The sequence below is a fragment of the Bacillus sp. MD-5 genome, assembly GCF_002201875.1.
Taxonomy (GTDB): Bacteria; Bacillota; Bacilli; order Bacillales; family Bacillaceae; genus Bacillus; species Bacillus stercoris.
Map to the genome: position 1 here is coordinate 1126785 of NZ_CP021911.1, position 18001 is coordinate 1144785.

General features: G+C 43.3%; 20 protein-coding genes and 1 pseudogene. 10 read left to right on the forward strand and 11 right to left on the reverse strand.

The window, feature by feature from the left end; genetic code table 11:
• The first annotated feature begins 83 nt into the window (after positions 1 to 83).
• Positions 84 to 566 (forward strand): YjdF family protein, encoded by a 483-nt coding sequence (locus CDO84_RS05570; protein ID WP_082033019.1) that lies wholly within the window; start codon positions 84 to 86, stop codon positions 564 to 566.
• Between the two features lie 43 nt (positions 567 to 609).
• On the opposite strand, the gene CDO84_RS05575 is transcribed toward CDO84_RS05570, so the two are convergent.
• Together CDO84_RS05575 and CDO84_RS05580 are read right to left on the reverse strand one after the other, a co-directional pair.
• Positions 610 to 1116 carry a GNAT family N-acetyltransferase gene (locus CDO84_RS05575; protein ID WP_040083416.1) on the reverse strand — a complete coding sequence of 169 codons (507 nt, stop codon included), beginning with the start codon at positions 1114 to 1116 and terminating at the stop codon, positions 610 to 612.
• Between the two features lie 208 nt (positions 1117 to 1324).
• Entirely contained in the window at positions 1325 to 1720 is a 396-nt protein-coding gene (locus CDO84_RS05580; RefSeq protein WP_040083415.1) for a hypothetical protein, read from the reverse strand.
• A gap of 229 nt (positions 1721 to 1949) precedes the next feature.
• Here CDO84_RS05580 and ybaK point away from each other — a divergent pair, with 229 nt between their 5' ends.
• Positions 1950 to 2429 (forward strand): Cys-tRNA(Pro) deacylase, encoded by a 480-nt coding sequence (gene ybaK / locus CDO84_RS05585; protein WP_040083414.1) that lies wholly within the window; start codon positions 1950 to 1952, stop codon positions 2427 to 2429.
• A gap of 41 nt (positions 2430 to 2470) precedes the next feature.
• Here the strand turns inward: ybaK and CDO84_RS05590 are convergent, their stop codons facing one another.
• From CDO84_RS05590 to cotT, 4 genes and pseudogenes are all read right to left on the reverse strand, one after another.
• Positions 2471 to 2665, reverse strand: a complete 195-nt coding sequence (locus tag CDO84_RS05590) for a DUF4177 domain-containing protein (protein WP_003232825.1) — start codon at positions 2663 to 2665, stop codon at positions 2471 to 2473.
• A gap of 56 nt (positions 2666 to 2721) precedes the next feature.
• Positions 2722 to 3054 (reverse strand): YjdJ family protein, encoded by a 333-nt coding sequence (locus CDO84_RS05595; protein WP_014663588.1) that lies wholly within the window; start codon positions 3052 to 3054, stop codon positions 2722 to 2724.
• Positions 3055 to 3775: 721 nt separating this feature from the next.
• A pseudogene (gene cyoE, locus CDO84_RS05605) lies at positions 3776 to 4766 on the reverse strand (heme o synthase).
• Positions 4767 to 4887: 121 nt separating this feature from the next.
• Positions 4888 to 5133: a spore coat protein CotT gene (cotT, locus tag CDO84_RS05610; RefSeq protein WP_040083411.1), complete on the reverse strand. Its 246-nt coding sequence runs from the start codon at positions 5131 to 5133 to the stop codon at positions 4888 to 4890.
• 253 nt (positions 5134 to 5386) lie between these two features.
• On the opposite strand from cotT, the gene pdaC reads away from it, so the two are divergent.
• Complete coding sequence (pdaC, locus tag CDO84_RS05615; RefSeq protein WP_040083410.1) at positions 5387 to 6790, forward strand: peptidoglycan-N-acetylmuramic acid deacetylase PdaC; 1404 nt, start codon at positions 5387 to 5389, stop codon at positions 6788 to 6790.
• A gap of 38 nt (positions 6791 to 6828) precedes the next feature.
• On the opposite strand, the gene CDO84_RS05620 is transcribed toward pdaC, so the two are convergent.
• Together CDO84_RS05620 and CDO84_RS05625 are read right to left on the reverse strand one after the other, a co-directional pair.
• Positions 6829 to 7302 (reverse strand): YjfA family protein, encoded by a 474-nt coding sequence (locus CDO84_RS05620; protein WP_014663593.1) that lies wholly within the window; start codon positions 7300 to 7302, stop codon positions 6829 to 6831.
• Positions 7303 to 7430: 128 nt separating this feature from the next.
• Positions 7431 to 7598 (reverse strand): YjfB family protein, encoded by a 168-nt coding sequence (locus tag CDO84_RS05625; protein WP_014663594.1) that lies wholly within the window; start codon positions 7596 to 7598, stop codon positions 7431 to 7433.
• Positions 7599 to 7723: 125 nt separating this feature from the next.
• Between CDO84_RS05625 and CDO84_RS05630 the strand changes: the two genes are divergently transcribed.
• The gene (locus CDO84_RS05630; RefSeq protein ID WP_040083409.1) at positions 7724 to 8623 is read left to right on the forward strand and encodes a DUF2268 domain-containing putative Zn-dependent protease; all 900 of its coding nucleotides are present in this window, start codon (positions 7724 to 7726) and stop codon (positions 8621 to 8623) included.
• Positions 8624 to 8631: 8 nt separating this feature from the next.
• Here the strand turns inward: CDO84_RS05630 and CDO84_RS05635 are convergent, their stop codons facing one another.
• Positions 8632 to 9030, reverse strand: coding sequence for a ribosomal maturation YjgA family protein (locus CDO84_RS05635; protein ID WP_040083408.1), 399 nt, complete (start codon positions 9028 to 9030; stop codon positions 8632 to 8634).
• A 101-nt stretch (positions 9031 to 9131) separates the two neighbouring features.
• Positions 9132 to 9707 carry a YjgB family protein gene (locus CDO84_RS05640; RefSeq protein ID WP_040083407.1) on the reverse strand — a complete coding sequence of 192 codons (576 nt, stop codon included), beginning with the start codon at positions 9705 to 9707 and terminating at the stop codon, positions 9132 to 9134.
• Between the two features lie 145 nt (positions 9708 to 9852).
• Here CDO84_RS05640 and fdhF point away from each other — a divergent pair, with 145 nt between their 5' ends.
• The 4 genes from fdhF (at position 9853) to CDO84_RS05660 (ending at position 14905) form a co-directional block, all read left to right on the forward strand.
• Positions 9853 to 12810 carry a formate dehydrogenase subunit alpha gene (gene fdhF / locus CDO84_RS05645; protein WP_040083406.1) on the forward strand — a complete coding sequence of 986 codons (2958 nt, stop codon included), beginning with the start codon at positions 9853 to 9855 and terminating at the stop codon, positions 12808 to 12810.
• Complete coding sequence (locus CDO84_RS05650; protein ID WP_040083405.1) at positions 12803 to 13363, forward strand: helical membrane plugin domain-containing protein; 561 nt, start codon at positions 12803 to 12805, stop codon at positions 13361 to 13363. Before fdhF ends, CDO84_RS05650 begins: the two co-directional genes overlap by 8 nt.
• Positions 13364 to 13561: 198 nt before the next feature.
• Positions 13562 to 14206, forward strand: a complete 645-nt coding sequence (locus CDO84_RS05655; RefSeq protein WP_040083404.1) for a DUF4352 domain-containing protein — start codon at positions 13562 to 13564, stop codon at positions 14204 to 14206.
• Between the two features lie 72 nt (positions 14207 to 14278).
• Complete coding sequence (locus CDO84_RS05660; RefSeq protein ID WP_082033018.1) at positions 14279 to 14905, forward strand: NUDIX hydrolase; 627 nt, start codon at positions 14279 to 14281, stop codon at positions 14903 to 14905.
• Positions 14906 to 14935: 30 nt separating this feature from the next.
• Here CDO84_RS05660 and CDO84_RS05665 read toward each other — a convergent pair whose 3' ends face one another.
• A complete protein-coding gene (locus tag CDO84_RS05665) occupies positions 14936 to 15214 on the reverse strand; it encodes a hypothetical protein (RefSeq protein WP_040083402.1) in 279 nt (92 codons plus the stop codon).
• A gap of 390 nt (positions 15215 to 15604) precedes the next feature.
• Here CDO84_RS05665 and yjiB point away from each other — a divergent pair, with 390 nt between their 5' ends.
• Together yjiB and CDO84_RS05675 are read left to right on the forward strand one after the other, a co-directional pair.
• On the forward strand, positions 15605 to 16795 hold the full coding sequence (yjiB, locus tag CDO84_RS05670; protein WP_040083401.1) for a monooxygenase YjiB: 1191 nt from the start codon (positions 15605 to 15607) through the stop codon (positions 16793 to 16795).
• A gap of 22 nt (positions 16796 to 16817) precedes the next feature.
• Complete coding sequence (locus CDO84_RS05675; protein WP_040083400.1) at positions 16818 to 17996, forward strand: glycosyltransferase; 1179 nt, start codon at positions 16818 to 16820, stop codon at positions 17994 to 17996.
• Positions 17997 to 18001 lie beyond the last annotated feature (5 nt).

Consider the following 18001-nt stretch of genomic DNA (forward strand, 5'->3'; position numbering starts at 1 on the left):
AGAAGAAATGCTACACTATTTTCTGTATATGGTAAAGAATGAAAAAACACGATTCGGTTGGTAGTCCGGATGCATGATTGATCATGTCAGTAACCTTCCCCTCCTCGGGATGTCCATCATTCTTTCGTATCTTTTATGAGGAGGGAATCGTTATGAAATTAACGGTTTACTATGATGGTCAGTTTTGGGTAGGCGTTGTTGAAACTGTGAACAATGGAAAGCTAAGAGCCTTTCGTCATCTTTTTGGCAAAGAGCCGAAGGATTCTGAAGTGCTGGCGTTTGTTCATAACCAACTCTTGAATATGATGGCCCAAACAGAGCAGGAAGGAGTTCGTTTACAAGGCAGACGTCAGAAAAAGATCAATCCAAAAAGATTGCAGCGTCAGGTATCAAAAGAAATGAAAAATTCCGGAGTAACTTCAAAAGCTCAAGAGGCAATAAAACTAGAGCTTGATGCAAGAAAGCAAAAGAAAAAACAAATAACGAAAGAACAACGAGAACATGTAAAAGAGCAGAGGTATATGCTCAAAAAGCAAAAAGCGAAAAAGAAGCACAGAGGTAAATAATCCAGCAAAAGCAGGCACTGAGCCTGCTTTTGTAATTACGCCTCTACTTTGTAACATATATCCAATGCATATAATCCGCTGATTTATGATCCAATGTGAACCCTAGCTTCTCCAAAGTTTTTTGTGATCCTAGATTATCATGTTCACATCTTGCGGTAATCCGGTTCACTGCTTCTTGGCTTAATGCCCAGTTTATTAGTTCTTGGCAGGCTTCCACACAATAACCTTTGCGGCGATGACTTTTATTTGTCGCAAAACCGATTTCAATTACGCCATTCTCGTCTGGGTCACCTAAAAATCCAGTTCCTCCAACAATTTCATGACTGTCCTTCTTTACAATAATCCATGAATCAAATCCGTTTGTTCCATTGTTTTTCACTAAAATTTCACGGAAATAAGGTATCGCTTCAAAAAAATCAGAATTTGGCCATTCACCATTTGTTTCATATCCTAAGTCTTTGATCGCCTGATGATCTTGTTTAGACGCTGCGTCAAGAAGTGGAATATCAATCGTTTGTAATCGTAATCGATTCGTTTCAAGGAGAACCATATATCTAATCCTCTTTTCTTTTTACTGGGAATAATGATAACATATAACAATTTTTTCTGGTACCTTGGCAGTAGAAAAAGATGAGGAACTTGAGGGGGATTGATAGGTGAGAGCTAGCCCAAACCAAAATGGGTAGGAAAACGCTGAGGTCAAAGTGTTCCTACCCGTTTTTCTGTGCTGAATGCAGGGTTTCTGATAACATGTTGTGCTACCTTTTCGCAATCAAATAAAGCGATAGGGCTCTTTGGGTTTGAACAGGATTATGAATGATAATGACCCATTGGTTTCTTCGTCTTGGAAAGCTTGCTACCGCATACAATGGAGCAGTATCCCGCGGAGTGAACCCGCCATTTACCACATTGATATCCCTTCCTTCAAGATGACAAACTAGGTATTCGCCTGGATTGATGACCTGCTGGTTCGTCCATGCATAAGAATAAAAGCCGTCGCCGAGATCCTCGGAGGAAGATGGGGGGATAATGCCGTCTACAGTCAATGTGATTTCTCTTCTTCGCTGTCTTTCTGAAAAGTCTGGATTTCTTTGAGGTGTATGAGTATGTGAAAAGTAAGGAATTAACGCAGGACCATACAAGTAATGATACAAAGCAACCACTCCTTATTTTTACATTCATACAAATTGTATGTGGTTGTCATTCGTTCATTCCTGTTTTGTTTCATGTTGATTAATAATGAGCTATAGGAATCCAGGTTAATCAATTTGTCCTTTCGTTGATTCAATGCTAGTAACCTTGAAAATGCAGGTTAGGATGATAGAATTTACATATTAACTGCAAAAAAGAAGATTACATTTATTTTGATAGCGGGTGAAAACGATGGCGAAAAAAATGGCAAAAACAAATGCGGTTCGTCTAATTGAACAGCAGAACATTTCTTATGAGTTATTAGGGTATAAAACAGACGGCCAGCCTGTAGATGGCATCTCTGTTTCGGAGAAAATCGGTTATCCTTTGGAGTATGTATATAAAACATTGGTGGCAGCAGCAGGAACTAATCAATATTATGTCTTTGTTGTACCTGTAGCAGAAGAGTTAGATGTAAAAAAGGCAGCAAAGGTGACAGGGGAAAAGAAAATAGAGATGATTGCAATGAAGGAGCTATTAGGGGTAACTGGCTATCTTCGCGGCGGCTGTTCACCCATTGGCATGAAAAAATTGTTCCCGACCTATATTGACGCATCTGCAGAAACGCTTGATTTTATCATTGTCAGTGCAGGGAAAATCGGTATGCAGATAAAGTTGGCGCCGCAAGATTTAGCCAAATCATGTGATGCCGGATTTGCAGAAATTGTATAGATTGCAGATATAGGGTAAACGAAAAAGCTTAGTCGTATCGATTAAGCTTTTTCCGCATCCCTTTCAAATATGATTTCAAAATAAGCAGCTGCCCCATACCCATCTATACTGGGCGCGAAAATCTGAACGAATCTCCAGCCTCTTTTTGCATAATCATGGATGATTTGCTGGTAGTCTTCTTTAGGCCTTCTTCTCATCGTACTCAGCTCAACTCTTACGAATTCATATTCTTTCATCATTTGATCCCTCCTATTAGGATATACGGAAGATTGAGCAAGAAGTTCCGAAAACCTCAGGGATTATTAACATGAATCTCTTGCTTATTGCATTTGACTGAGTATATAAGTAAAAAAAGAGCGGCCAGAACATATAAGAAAGAGATGATCATTAACGTACTCATGACAGGGTAGTGTTTAGCGGAGTAGATGAAAAAATCAAGCTGTGAAATTTGTTTGTGGCTGCTGACGGTATCCATTCCATTAAGCAGTTTTGAGATTTTAGCAGTATAGTTCCAATCAAATCGATCTGAAACAAGCTCGCTTCCTTGATACCAATTAACAGCGGCTAAAAACAGAAATACCATAATAGAAAATCCAAGCTGAACAACTAAAAATATTCCCTTCACTTTTGTGTGACCTCCAAATCTAAATATGGGAAAATCAAACAATATATTACCACCCTATGGGTTATTCTTGCAATTTCTCTTTCACGCAACTCGAACGTAAGTCTATTTTTTTATTTGTGTTTGGATTATAATACCTGATGATGGAAAAAGCGTTCGGGTTTATGGATTGGAGAATCATATATTAGCGATTTTACTTATGTACTTTAGTAACACCCGAAAGTAGGCTGGGGGACGGCAGTCTTTTTGCTAATTGTTACTGAATTTTTAAATGTTCGTATTGATAGTAGGAGAAAGTACAGAAGCAGACGGTTCGGCCTTTTCTCCGCTTCGTCTATCGCAAAAGATCTGTTTAATCACTGAACGGTTTTCATCTGTTTTGCTGAACTTTGCAATGGGCTGCAAAAAAACATCAACATGCAACGATGGCGACATGTTTCATATTTGGCTGACTGACCTGATCATTTATTTTGCTTTTAAGTCATCCTATTCAAGAAAGCGATGGTATTTCATGAACAAAGAAACTCTAAAAAACATACTCATGATTTTTTCAATATGCGCAACCCTCCGAGAAACCGATGGCATGCGTATTGCTGATAGCTGGATTTTGAGTGAAATCGTACGGTTTTTGATTTGCATGGCAGTGTTTTTTGCTGTGACATTTCTATTAGAGGCTGTCTTTCCAAACAAAAAAGAGTCACATTAATGTGTGGCTCTTTTTGCATCATCTGATCAGAAACATCACAAATGAATCGATCATCATGATGAAGAACAGCAAACAAAAATAAATGAGCGAGTAGACAAACATATCCTTTGCCCACATCACGTCATTGTCTGTTTTGAATCCCTTGATGCTTTTTTTGATCCATATGCCTCCAAGAACCAAGGCGGCTAAGAAATAAAATGGGCTCATATAGCCAGTGCCGAGAGAAAAAGGAAATAATAGCGTGATCGGCACCAGAACGGCAATATATTGCATCATTTTTATTTTTGTTACATGATTGCCTTTGACTACTGGCAAAAGCGGAACGCCAGCCGCACGATATTCCTCTTTGCGTCTTATCCCAATCGCCCAGAAATGCGGGGGCTGCCACAAAAACATAATCGTGTACAACAGCACTGCTGCCATACTGAAATCTCCGGTTACGGCACAATATCCCATCAATGGCGGCGCAGCTCCAGGAAAGCTCCCGACAAATGTGCTCCACACAGACGTTCGTTTCACCCATACTGTATAGATGATCGCATAAAAAATAAAGGAGGTCAGTCCGAGAAGGGCCGTTAATGGATTGAGGGAATAAAGCATGGCTAGACCTGCGATTCCTAACACAGTGCCATATGTTAGGATCATGGCTGGCGGCATTTTCCCTGTGACCGAGGCCCTGCTGCGAGTGCGTGCCATTTTTGCATCCATATGCCGATCAAAATAGTTGTTATAGACAGTGCCGGAAGCCATCACAAACGCGGTTCCCAACATTGCTGTCACCATTGTCATCAAAAAAGCCATTCCGGTTAATTGTTTTTCTGCGCTTGCAAACGCGATCCAAAATCCGCCAAAGGCTGCTATCGAGTTTGATATGATAATGCCGGGTTTTGCAAGTTTGATAAAATCGTAAATGGTTACCCGGTTCGAAGCTTTTATGTATTTCGTTTCAGATATGGCTGCCGAATCTCTTGTATTCCCCAAAAAATAGACGCCTCCCCCAAAACTGCATGCTTTAGTTATCGTAACAAGAGGGCTATGGAATCACAATTGTTTCCTATATTTGTCATGATATTGTCATTTTTAATAAAAAAAATGGGGAGCTGGACTGCCCCCATTTTAGCAAGCGACGCTTAATATCCGTAACCGCCGCCGAATCCTCCGCCATAACCCCCGCCGTAACCGTACCAGGGGTAGTAAGGCCGCGGGCGCGGGTAATAGTAAGGCGGACGCGGATAAAACGGGTAGAACGGATAATACGGTCTTGGATAATAATAAGGCGGATAAAATGGCGGTCTCGGACGCGGATAAAAATAAGGCTGTCTCTCATCATAAGGTGTCATTTGTTCAAATAGCTGTTCATTCAAAGGATAATCCAAGAGGAAAACCTCCCTGCTTTTTTTATTCCTTTTACCATATTCTTGATGCTTAAGTTGGGTGTATGTACATTCATGAAACCCAGGTTTATTTTATGACGAAATTCCTTAAAAAGGATTGACATGAACTTCTAAATCTCATATTATTACAAATGTGAAATAAATGTTACTGAAATATTACAAGAATGTTTCTAAATAGATACAGTTCTAACTGATGAAGAATAAATCGAAATGGCTACGAAAGAAGGAGTTTTTGTTGTTAGTAAAAAGAATCAAATGGTTTCATGTATTAATAGCAGTTGTAATTGTGGTGGGCCTTATTGGCTTTTTCCATAATCATTCGTTGAAAAAAGAAACGGTCATGAATAAAGTAAGAACTGATTCTCAGTATGGGAATGTTGAGATCGCAACGCTTGTCAATGACGGGAAAACGTTTAATTACGCGGTAAACTATCCGGTTTTCAAAAATAAAAAAATGGATTCGGTATTAAAAAGATTCGCAGAAAAAGAGGTTCGCCAATTTCAAAAGGAAACAAAAAACGTTGACCAAGAGCATACGACTAAGCGCAACGAATTAAATGTTGATTATAAAATTGTCCATTATGCCAAACAGACAGTGGCGATTGTATTTAATGAATATAAATATATCGGGGGCGCACACGGTCAAACCGTGAAAAAAACGTTTAACTATGATTTTAGTAAACAAGCGTTTCTTTCCATTGATGATATTTTCAAAGAGGACGCTGACTACTTACACAAGCTTTCGTTAATCGCTTATCACGAGCTGAAAAAGAATAAGGACATTGCAGCGGACGATGCGCTGTTAAAGGAAGGGACGGCTCCGAAAAAAGATAACTTCAGCCGGTTTGCCATCAAGGAAGATTATATTGAACTTTACTTTGATACATATCAGGTTGCAGCAGGCTATCTTGGAGAGCAATCAATTGCCATTAAGAAAAGTCTTTTGAAAGACATTCTGAAAGAACAATATATTGATAAAGCAAAAAATAAAAATAAAATCAAAGAACAAAAGCCGAAGCATGAAGTGATTTCTTTACCCAAAGAGGAAACGGTTGATCCACATCAAAAAGTCATTGCACTTACTTTCGATGACGGGCCGAATCCTGCGACAACAAATCAGATTTTGGATTCCTTGAAGAAATATAAGGGGCATGCCACGTTTTTTGTTTTGGGGAGCAGGGTTCAATATTATCCGGAAACGCTAATCAGAATGCTGAAAGAAGGAAATGAGGTGGGGAACCATTCGTGGAGCCACCCGCTTCTCACAAGGCTTCCAGTGAAAGAAGCGCTAAAGCAGATCAATGACACGCAAGACATCATTGAAAAAATAAGCGGATACCGCCCGACGCTTGTAAGACCCCCATACGGCGGCATTAATGATGAACTGCGGAGTCAAATGAAAATGGATGTCGCATTATGGGACGTTGACCCGGAAGATTGGAAAGACCGTAACAAAAAAACAATCGTTGACCGTGTCATGAGCCAGGCGGGAGATGGAAGAACCATCTTGATTCACGATATTTACCGCACCTCTGCTGATGCGGCCGATGAAATTATGAAAAAGCTCACCGATCAAGGTTATCAATTGGTCACAGTTTCTCAGCTTGAAGAGGTTAAAAAACAAAGAGAAGCAAATTAGTAGGAAAAGGCTGCCCGTACGGACAGCCTTTTTTCTATTTAATAAGAGCCTGTGGTGGCCCAAACATTCAAGTTCGGCCCTGAATACTTGCCGAAAGCGTAAGAAGTCCTTGGATCTAAATCATATACCATCGGTGTATAACAAGATTTTTGGCCGGCGACCGCTTTTCCGTTGCCGCCTGCAGAATCACAGTTATATCTTTTTCCGTCCGTGTTCCGGGTAATCTCCGCATTTGCTTCAAAGCCTGACGTCAATGTATTATTCATCGTGATTTTTGCCCAAGCCGTTTTACATGTACTGCTGAACTTAAGCTCGACTACTCCAATGACTTGATTGCTGGCATTCACTAAGTTTGAGGATTTTTTTGTAGAGCCGCTGGACGCACAATCATTGTAATAAGGGCTTTTTCCATCGTAGGCATGGGTTTCCGCATTGGCGGGTACACCTTTGACGGCAAAAACAAATACTACTGCGAATAACACCAATGAAGCCTTCGTAAATAGTCTTTTCATATCCTTTATGACCTCCTTAATATGGCAAACAATAAATCATACGGAGGAACAATCAAAACATGCATGCTTTTTTGTGAACAATAAAGGCGGCCGGGAGGATGGAGTTCTTGGCCGCCTTTGGTGTGAGGTTATGCTTTTACATCAATGGTTTGTCCGAGAGTCGGGTGCTGAATAATCTTTAAGGTTTGATCGGCATTTTGCTGGGCGGTGTCCAGCATTTTTTTCGTTAAAGCGATATTTACATTCTGGGCAAGGGATGCTTGATGCATCGCAACCGATAAAGCAGGAATATCCATGGTTCCACCTCCTATGCCTTACCTATCGGCGGGTTTGTATGATTTTACAGTGAAAAATGGCTTAATTTCTCCTGTTGACCCTTACGCTGCGGCATACCGTATGTTTTTGAAAAGGAGGGATCAGGATGAATCTTGTCATGGAAAAGACCTTTGAGCAATACGAAAAGCTGTTTTTAATGGAAGAACAAAAAAGAAAGGATGAATTTCGGTATACGATGATGAGGCCGTTTGAAAAGATGTGGACCGCCATCCATGTTCCGCTGAAAGCGAAGGAGCCAAACGGCTATGATGTGATGATGGCTGCGAAAATGCTTGGCTATTTGGATGTCCGTGATGTTGAAATCGGGCAGAAAGCATTGCGAATACTGAAGGAATCACATGCTTTAGAGACAGCGGAATCTGCACTTCGACAATGCATCCTTTTTGCTGAGCGTGAACAGTTGCGGGTGAATGCAGGGGAGATCAAATTCGGCCTTTATATCGCCGATCCAAATAAGCTTCAGCTGCAAAAAGGCTACTGCGGGTTTGGCGGGATACCGGGCTTTATTCATGTATGGATTCATCCGAACAGTTATAACCTGCCAAGGATTCCTTCCATTATTGCTCATGAGTTTCATCATAATTTGCGGTTTTCGTATACTGATTTTGATCATGGCTCTGTAAGTGTCGGGGATTATCTTGTGATTGAAGGATTGGCTGAATCATTCGCCCGTGAGCTATTTGGCACAGAACGATTGGGGCCTTGGGTAACTCGTTTTGATCATGAGGATTTGCAGTATTCCATTGATGTGATCAATGAGGTGCTGGATATGAAAGGCTTTTCGGAAGTCAGCCGTTATATGTTTGGTGATCCAATTGCTAAAGACCAAGGTTTTAAGCCTGCAGGTTTATCGGCTTTTGCAGGTTATGCGGTTGGATATCATGCCGTTCAGTCATTTATGAATCAACATCATATCACGATAAGCGAGGCCACGCGTTTGGATGCGAAGACCATTCTTTCTCAATGCGGGCTGTTTTCTACATGAAAAAAGCGTCACATACAGCGGCGCTTTTTGATTCCCAAAACGAGCAGTTCTATGGCGGCACAGGCTGCAATTCCAATTGTATATGCTTCGATATCGCTCCATAAAAAACCGTACCCCAGTACAAGCCCGCCAAGAGAAGTATCCCTAATCTGGTCGATCCATTCGGCATGATAGAGCTGGCTGCATTCAATGACAAAACAGAAAGAAAGACTGATAATGCCCGTTTTCATTGTCTTCAGTTTCCGAAATAGAAATCCGCATCCCGTAAAGATCATGGCGGCCCACAGCGAGTCTCCCAGATAAGTATTGAGGGAATCAGGAAGAGCACTGGCGAATGCTCTGGATCCAAGCCCGAGCCCCATGATCAGTATGGTGAAAGCTGCATATATCCATCGATTTCGCTTCATTGCGAATTGATACCCCGTCTCTGCTTCATCTCCCTGTATTGTAAGAAATATATCTTTTATTTGTCCACTAAAAAAGCGGCTGAATTAGCCGCGTAGGGTGTTTATTTTGCTTTTAAGTTTACATGGTCGGCTGTCTGATCCGTGCCTATTACAAAATGAAGTTCATAGCGGCCTGTGTCATATACATAGTCGATTTCATCGGTAAACGGGACGGTCAACACTCGATTCGCTGGGCCTAATTGCTTCTGCAGCACTTCCGGCGTAACACCGCCTAAATTCAGATGCCGTTCCACACCGGTTCCAAAATAGCGGATTTCTGAAATAGTCATGTCTTTATGATAGGAAAATCCGTAGCCCGGCTGCCCCATATTCCAGTGATATAAATCAAATCGATTGTCTCCCCCGACTGGTCTTTCCGGTTCCCCAAACGCAGCATGGACATCTCCTTTTGTGCTTTTGTTAATGGTAAGGCCTTGCGCCTGCTGAGGCATTTCTCCTTTGTAGGCGGTGTTGTAAAGGTTTTTGACAAGCTCAGCGGCTGATTGGTTTGTATTTTCAGAGAGTGTATTTGTTTGAGCTGCGGCCTTTGCCGGTGCTGAAAAGGACGCAGCCCCAAAGCCGGTAAAACAGCTTGTTACTGCTGCTGCCGCGGTTATAGCAGACATTGTCTTTTTCATGTTAATCCCTCCTTATTCATCTACTATTCCGTTTCCCCGTGTTTTTGCAACAAAACATGTGAGTGCGCTTTGTATGTTTTATTGAGTTGTTGTAAGGGAACTGAAATAGGTAATTCGGTATATATAGCAAGAAAGGGGAATGGAGATGGCTGGCAAGAAAAAAATCACAATAAACGGCGTTGAAATGGAAGCGTCAGAGGAACAGACGGTACTGCAGCTTTTGAATAACAGCTCGATTGAAGTGCCGCAAGTTTGCTATCATCCAAGCTTAGGGCCGATTGAAACATGTGATACGTGCATCGTCAGCATCAATGGTGAGCTGAAGAGGTCGTGCTCCGCTGAATTAAAGGATGGGGATGTCATTGATACGCTCTCACCTGACGTAAAAAAAGCGCAGGTGCTCGGAATGGACAAGATTTTATATAATCATGAGCTTTATTGCACAGTTTGCGATTACAACAATGGGGGATGCGAAATACATAATACGGTGAAGGAAATGAAAATCAATCACCAAAGCATTCCGTTTGATCACAAGCCATACCATAAGGATGAATCCCATCCGTTTTATCGGTATGATCCAGATCAATGTATTTTGTGCGGACGCTGTGTTGAAGCGTGCCAGGACGTTCAGGTCACTGAAACGCTGACCATTGACTGGGAGCGGAAACGCCCGCGCGTCATTTGGGATAACGATGTGCCGATCAATGAGTCGTCATGTGTGTCATGCGGGCACTGTTCAACCGTCTGTCCTTGTAACGCGATGATGGAAAAAGGGATGGAAGGGGAAGCCGGATATTTAACAGGCATCAATAACGAATCGCTGCGTCCGATGATCGAGATCACGAAAGGCGTAGAGACAGGCTACGGTTCAATTCTCGCTATTTCTGATATGGAATCCGCTATGCGTGATGAACGAATCAAAAAAACGAAAACCGTCTGCACCTATTGCGGCGTCGGCTGCAGCTTTGATGTCTGGACTAAGGGCAGAGACATTCTGAAAGTCGAGCCGCAAGAGGAAGCGCCGGCCAACGGTATTTCTACTTGTGTGAAAGGAAAGTTTGGCTGGGATTTCGTCAACAGCGAAGAACGCCTGACAAAGCCGCTGATCCGGGAAGGCGAGCATTTTCGTGAAGCAGAGTGGGAGGAGGCGTTATCGCTGATCGCCAGCAAGTTCACGGAATTGAAAGAGGCGTTTGGACCGGATTCACTTGCTTTTATTACATCGTCTAAATGTACGAACGAGGAATCCTATCTCATGCAAAAGCTGGCCAGAGGAGTCATTGGCACAAACAATGTGGACAACTGCTCGCGCTATTGCCAATCTCCTGCGACTGCCGGCCTGTTTCGGACAGTCGGCTATGGTGGTGATTCAGGCTCAATAACAGATATCGCACAAGCCGACCTTGTTTTGATTATTGGTTCGAACACGTCTGAGTCGCATCCAGTCTTGTCCACTCGCATTAAACGGGCCCATAAGCTGAGAGGGCAGAAAGTGATCGTCGCGGATATCAGAAAACACGAAATGGCAGAGCGCTCCGATTTATTTGTCCAGCCGCGTGCCGGATCGGATATCGTCTGGCTGAATGCGATCGCCAAATATTTAATTGAAAACGGCAAAGCTGATGAGCGCTTTTTGCAGGAAAGAGTGAACGGACGGGATGAATATGTAAAAAGCCTGGCGCCGTACACACTTGAATATGCCGAGGAGAAAACCGGGATCAATCAAGAGACCCTTATCCAGATGGCCGAGATGATTGGGCAAGCTGACAGTGTGTGCGCATTGTGGGCGATGGGCGTGACACAGCATATTGGAGGAAGCGACACGAGCACGGCGATCTCTAATCTGCTGCTTGTGACAGGAAACTATGGAAAACCGGGAGCAGGTTCTTACCCACTGCGTGGCCATAACAATGTGCAGGGAGCAAGCGATTTCGGAAGCATGCCTGACAGACTGCCGGGCTATGAAAAGGTGACGGACGAACAAGTCCGCCAAAAATACGAACGGGTGTGGGGTGTGCCGCTGCCGAAGGACCCGGGTATGACTAACCACGAAATGATCGAAAAAATCCATTCCGGCCAGCTGAAAGCGATGTATGTAAAAGGTGAAGAAATGGGTCTGGTGGATTCTAATATCAATCATGTGCACGCCGCATATGAAAAGCTTGATTTCTTTGTGGTGCAGGACATTTTCCTTTCACGTACAGCCGAGTTTGCTGATGTGATTCTTCCTGCGAGCCCGAGCCTTGAAAAGGAAGGAACCTTTACAAACACAGAACGCCGGATTCAGCGGCTGTATCAGGTGTTTGAACCGCTGGGCGAATCAAAGCCTGACTGGCAGATTATTATGGAGGTAGCCAATAAGCTTGGCGCCGGCTGGCACTATGAGCACCCTGCAGACATTATGGAGGAAGCAGCCAAGCTGTCGCCAATTTATGCCGGTGTCACCTATGAACGCCTTGAAGGCTACAATTCCCTGCAATGGCCTGTAAGCGCTGATGGAAAGGATTCGCCTTTACTCTTTACGGATCGCTTCCCTTTCCCGGATGGAAAAGCCATTCTTTACCCCGTTCAGTGGACAGAGCCTGAGGAGTTCGGTGAGGAATATGACATCCACGTCAACAATGGACGGCTCTTAGAGCATTTCCACGAAGGGAACCTCACCTACAAATCGAAAGGGATTTCGGAGAAAACACCGGAAGTGTTCTTAGAAATTTCTCCTGAGCTTGCGGCAGAACGAGGGATTCAGGACGGAACCCTCGTCAGACTCACATCGCCTTTCGGAAATGTCAAAGTGAAGTGTTTGATGACTGATCGTGTCAAAGGGAAGGAAGTGTATCTGCCAATGAACGATTCAGGGGAAGCGGCGATCAACCTGTTAACAGGCAGCCATGCCGATAAGGATACCGATACGCCAGCTTACAAAGAAACCTCAGCCAAGATGGAAATTTTGAAGCGCGATGGAATCAACCCGCTGCCTAAGATCAATCACCGCAACGGCAATCCGCAGCCGCAAATCGGTGTGCAGGTTCAAAAGAAATGGGCGCGGAAGGATTATATTTTCCCTGGCGACGCAGTGAAAAGGGGGATTGGGCATAATGGCTAAAGCGATTAAACAAATTCAGAAAATCGAGGTAACCGAAGAGGATCAGCGAAAGCGTGATTTGCGGGAAATTGAAGATGCCTTAGTCGATCACAAAGAAGCGATTCTCGAAACATTGCATATGCTGGGCCATATGAACGAGCGCGGTGTCCTGCCGTTGCTCCGCGGCCTTTTTGGCCAAGGGGATAAAGTTCTTGATATCCTGGTGAAAAAAGCAGATACAGAGGAAACGGCCAACACGCTGAAAAATCTATTGCTTCTGTTTGGGACGCTCGGCATGCTGGACGTGAAGCAGCTGGAGCCTCTCATTTTAAAAGTGAATGCGGGTGTGGCAAGCGCTGTAGAACAGAAAAACAGCGAAGAAAAGACAGGATATTTTGATATTATCCGCTCGCTTAAAGACCCGGAAATCAACAAATCAATTACACTGCTCTTTTCCTTTTTAAAAGGAATGGGACAAGATACAAAGGAGATGGAACGCACGACGCAGCCCCCCGAGCATCAAAAACATCATCAGGAACCACGAGAGAAAAGAGGAATGAATAAGCGAGATTGACCTCCCGCCCGAGCCGGCTTCAGCCAGCTCGGGTTTTTTTGATGAAAAGGTCTAATGGACTAGTAAAAAATATTCAAATACTAGGAAGAAGTAAGTTTATGATGAATGAGATAGAAATAATCGTTACTTTCTTACCTGTTAGGAAAAGGGGATATATGATTATAATGGAAATCGATTACTTTAGATGGGGGAACAATCATGAAAAAAGTCTTATTACTATTATTTGTACTGGTGATTGGGTTTTCACTTTCCGCGTGCAGCCAATCGAGCGATGCATCAGAGAAGGAAAAACCGAAAGAGAAAAAATCGCAAGAAGAGCTTGAAAAGGAACTTGATAAGGAATTGAAAAAAGGCGGTGAGCCGAAGATCAAAAAAGATGATCAAATACATAAAATAGGAGAAACAATTAAAGTAAATGATATTAATTTCACGGTGAATAAAGTGGATCGTGAACAGAATGGCCAATATGGAGATTTGGGTGGAAAAGAATCTGATAAAATAAAAACACTAAAAGGTAATGAAGAGCGGTTAATTATAGAAGTGACCCTAGAATACGTTGGAAAAGGTTCAATGGAATACAGCCGATTAGGATTAGATCTGAAAGACAAGAAGAATAAATCAGTTCGCTCAGTCATTTCATTGGAGGATAAAGGAAAAATGTTTTTGGGGGGGAATCTGGCGTCAGGAAAAAAGGTGACAGGAGTAGTTAGTTATGTAATACCCAAAGGAGAACAGAAAAATTACACATTAGTGTACAACCCTTTTTTAACAGATACTAGAAGTGATAGAATTGAAGAAAGCGCGAAATACAATAAAGATTATTTGATAAAATTAGAAAAATAGATTAAAAAAAAGCACGTTTTCATCAGGGAAGAAGCGTGCTTTTTTATAGTGACAAATAATGTGAAGGGGAGAGTGATAAAAGTGCAAACCAAATGGCTGGAACGGGCACAGCGGATTCGGGCGATCGCACAGGCGGGGCTTGCTTTTTCCAAGGATGTGTATGACAGGGAGAGGTACGAGGAGTTAATGAAGCTCAGCGCGGAAATGATGGCGGATTACTCACAGACGGACATGGAAGTTATCACTGATTTATGGAATAGGGAGAGCGGCTATCCGACGCCGAAAGCGGATGTTCGCGGCGCAGTATTTCGAGAGAATCAGATTTTGCTTGTTCGGGAGAAGCATGATGAGCTGTGGTCGCTCCCGGGCGGATTTTGCGAGATTGGTTTATCACCGGCTGAAAACGTGGTCAAGGAAATCAAAGAAGAGTCGGGGTATGATACAGAGCCGTCTCGTTTGCTAGCCGTGCTGGACAGCCAAAAACACTCTCATCCTCCTCAGCCTTATCACTATTATAAAATCTTCATCGCATGCAGCATTACGGGCGGACAGGGGGAAGCAGGGATTGAGACGAATCATGCCGCTTTTTTTCCGGAAGACAGACTCCCGCCGCTTTCTCCAAAACGAAACACACCTTCACAGCTCGGCATGCTGTTTGACTTTTTGCGCCATCCGGACAAGAAAACGATATTCGACTAAAAAAGAAAGAGCCTCCGGGCTCTTTCTTTTTTATAATGTAATGTGTTTTTCGTTGGCGAGTTTCAGAAGGGTCAAAATAGAATCGGCTTCTTTATGGCCGAGTTTTTGCTTTAATTTGTTTTCCTCAACTAGTCGGCTGCCATAAATTTTGACAGAGGCTTTGTCGACGACAGCATGCCAGTTTTCCTGCTTTTTTCCCTCAACAAGCGGTTTTTCATGTCTCTCAGAAAAAGAGAACACAAACAGTGCGAATGCCAGTGAAAGTAGGATGCCGACAACTAGTTTTTTGTAATCAGTCTGTGCTGCCATGTTGTTCTCTCCTTCACCTTTTACCTTCTATTTAATCATAGAACCAGTTTATTTTACATAATGGGAAAGTCATTTTTTGGAGTTAGTGCATTTGGTTGAAAACAGAGATGTTTTTTGAGCGGAGCGGTGCAATTGAATGCATATTGGATGTGCGTGCTTATGCCTAAGGTCACGTTGTGAGCCAAAACAGCAGCGCAGAATAGAAAAAAATTGAAAGATTATGGTAAGATGAACGAAATTCGAGGGGGAATATATGATGCCTGCATCGAACATCGTGATCGCCTGCCTGCTGTTATTAATTTGATTATATGTGGTAGTCCCTCTCATTACGAAAGCGGGAGGTGAAGTGGCACATCAATTGCTAAATTCTTTCAATGGGAGTGACTATACATGAATGTGTTAAACCGCCGGCAAGCCTTGCAGCGAGCGCTGCTCAATGGGAAAAACAAACAGGATGTTTATCATCCGTTCCCATGGTACGAATCGATGAGAAAAGATGCGCCTGTTTCCTTTGATGAAGAAAACCAAGTGTGGAGCGTTTTTCTTTATGATGATGTCAAAAAAGTTATTGGGGATAAAGAGCTGTTTTCCAGTTACATGCCGCAGCAGACAAGCTCTATTGGAAATTCCATCATTAACATGGACCCACCGAGGCATACAAAAATCCGTTCAGTCGTGAATAAAGCCTTCACCCCGCGCGTGATGAAGCAATGGGAACCGAGAATTCAGGAAATCACAGATGAACTGATTCAAAGTTTTCAGGGGCGTAGTGAGTTTGACCTTGTTCACGATTTTTCATACCCGCTTCCGGTTATTGTGATATCTGAGCTGCTGGGAGTGCCTTCAGAGCATATGGATCAGTTTAAAGCATGGTCTGATCTTCTGGTCAGCACACCAAAGGATAAAAGTGAAGAAGCGGAAAAAGCCTATTTGGAAGAACGAGATAAATGTGAGAAAGAACTGGCCGCGTTTTTTGCCGGCATCATAGAAGAAAAGCGAAACAAACCGGCACAGGATATTATTTCTATTTTAGTGGAAGCGGAGGAAACAGGCGAGAAGCTTTCCGGTGAAGAGCTGATTCCGTTTTGCACGCTGCTGCTGGTGGCCGGAAATGAAACCACAACAAACCTGATTTCAAATGCGATGTACAGCATATTAGAAACGCCAGGTGTGTACGAGGAACTGCGCAGCCATCCTGAATTGATGTCTCAGGCAGTCGAGGAAGCCTTACGTTTCAGAGCACCCGCCCCGGTTTTGAGACGCATTGCCAAGCGGGATACGGAGATCGGGGGGCACCTGATGAAAGAAGGTGATATGGTTTTGGCGTTTGTGGCATCGGCAAATCGTGATGAAGCAAAGTTTGACAGGCCGCACATGTTTGATATCCGCCGCCATCCCAATCCGCATATCGCGTTTGGCCATGGCATCCATTTTTGTCTTGGTGCACCGCTTGCCCGTCTTGAAGCAAATATCGCGTTAACGTCTTTGATTTCTGCTTTTCCTCATATGGAGTGCCTCAGTATCACTCCGATTGAAAACAGCGTGATATACGGATTAAAGAGCTTCCGTGTGAAAATGTAATAGATAAGGAGACTGGAGATTCATGAAAAAGTACCATATCTCGATGATTAATATCCCGGCGTACGGTCATGTCAACCCTACGCTTGCTTTAGTAGAGAAGCTTTGTGAGAAAGGGCATCGTGTCACGTACGCGACGACTGAGGAGTTTGCGCCCGCTGTTCAGCAAGCGGGTGGAGAAGCATTGATCTATCATACATCCTTGAATATTGATCCTAAGCAAATCAGGGAGATGATGGAAAAGAATGATGCGCCTCTCAGTCTTTTGAAAGAATCACTCAGCATTCTGCCGCAGCTTGAAGAGTTATATAAGGATGATCAGCCTGATCTGATTATCTATGATTTTGTCGCGCTGGCTGGAAAATTGTTTGCTGACAAGTTTAATGTTCCGGTCATTAAGCTTTGTTCGTCATATGCCCAAAATGAATCCTTTCAGTTAGGAAATGAAGACATGCTGAAAAAAATAAAAGAAGCAGAGGCTGAATTCAAAGCTTACTTGGAAAAAGAGCAGTTGCCGGCTGTTTCTTTTGAACAATTAGCTGTGCCGGAGGCCTTGAATATTGTCTTTATGCCGAAATCTTTTCAAATACAGCATGAGACGTTCGATGACCGTTTCTGTTTTGTCGGCCCATCCCTTGGAAAACGGACGGAACAGGAAAGCTTGGAAATGAAAAAGGGCGATCAACCGCTTATGCTGATTTCATTGGGAACGGCGTTTAACGCCTGGCCGGAATTTTACAAGATGTGCATTGAGGCATTTCGGAATTCTTCATGGCAGGTGGTCATGTCGGTCGGAAAATCAATTGATCCAGAAAGCTTGGATGATATCCCTGCTCACTTTACCATTCGCCAAAGCGTGCCCCAGCTTGAGGTGTTAGAGAAAGCTGATTTGTTCATCTCCCATGGCGGGATGAACAGTACGATGGAAGCGATGAATGCCGGTGTACCGCTTGTCGTCATTCCGCAAATGTATGAGCAGGAGCTCACCGCTAAGCGTGTCGATGATTTAGGCCTCGGCGTTTATTTGCCGAAAGAGGAGGTGACGGTTTCCAGCCTGAAGGAAGCGGTTCAGGCAGTATCCGGTGATCAAGAGCTGCTCAGCCGCGTTAAGAATATGCAAAAGGATGTCAAAGAAGCTGGCGGAGCGGAGCGTGCGGCAGCTGAGATTGAAGCGTTTATGAAAAAATCCGCTGTACCGCAGTAAGCGAC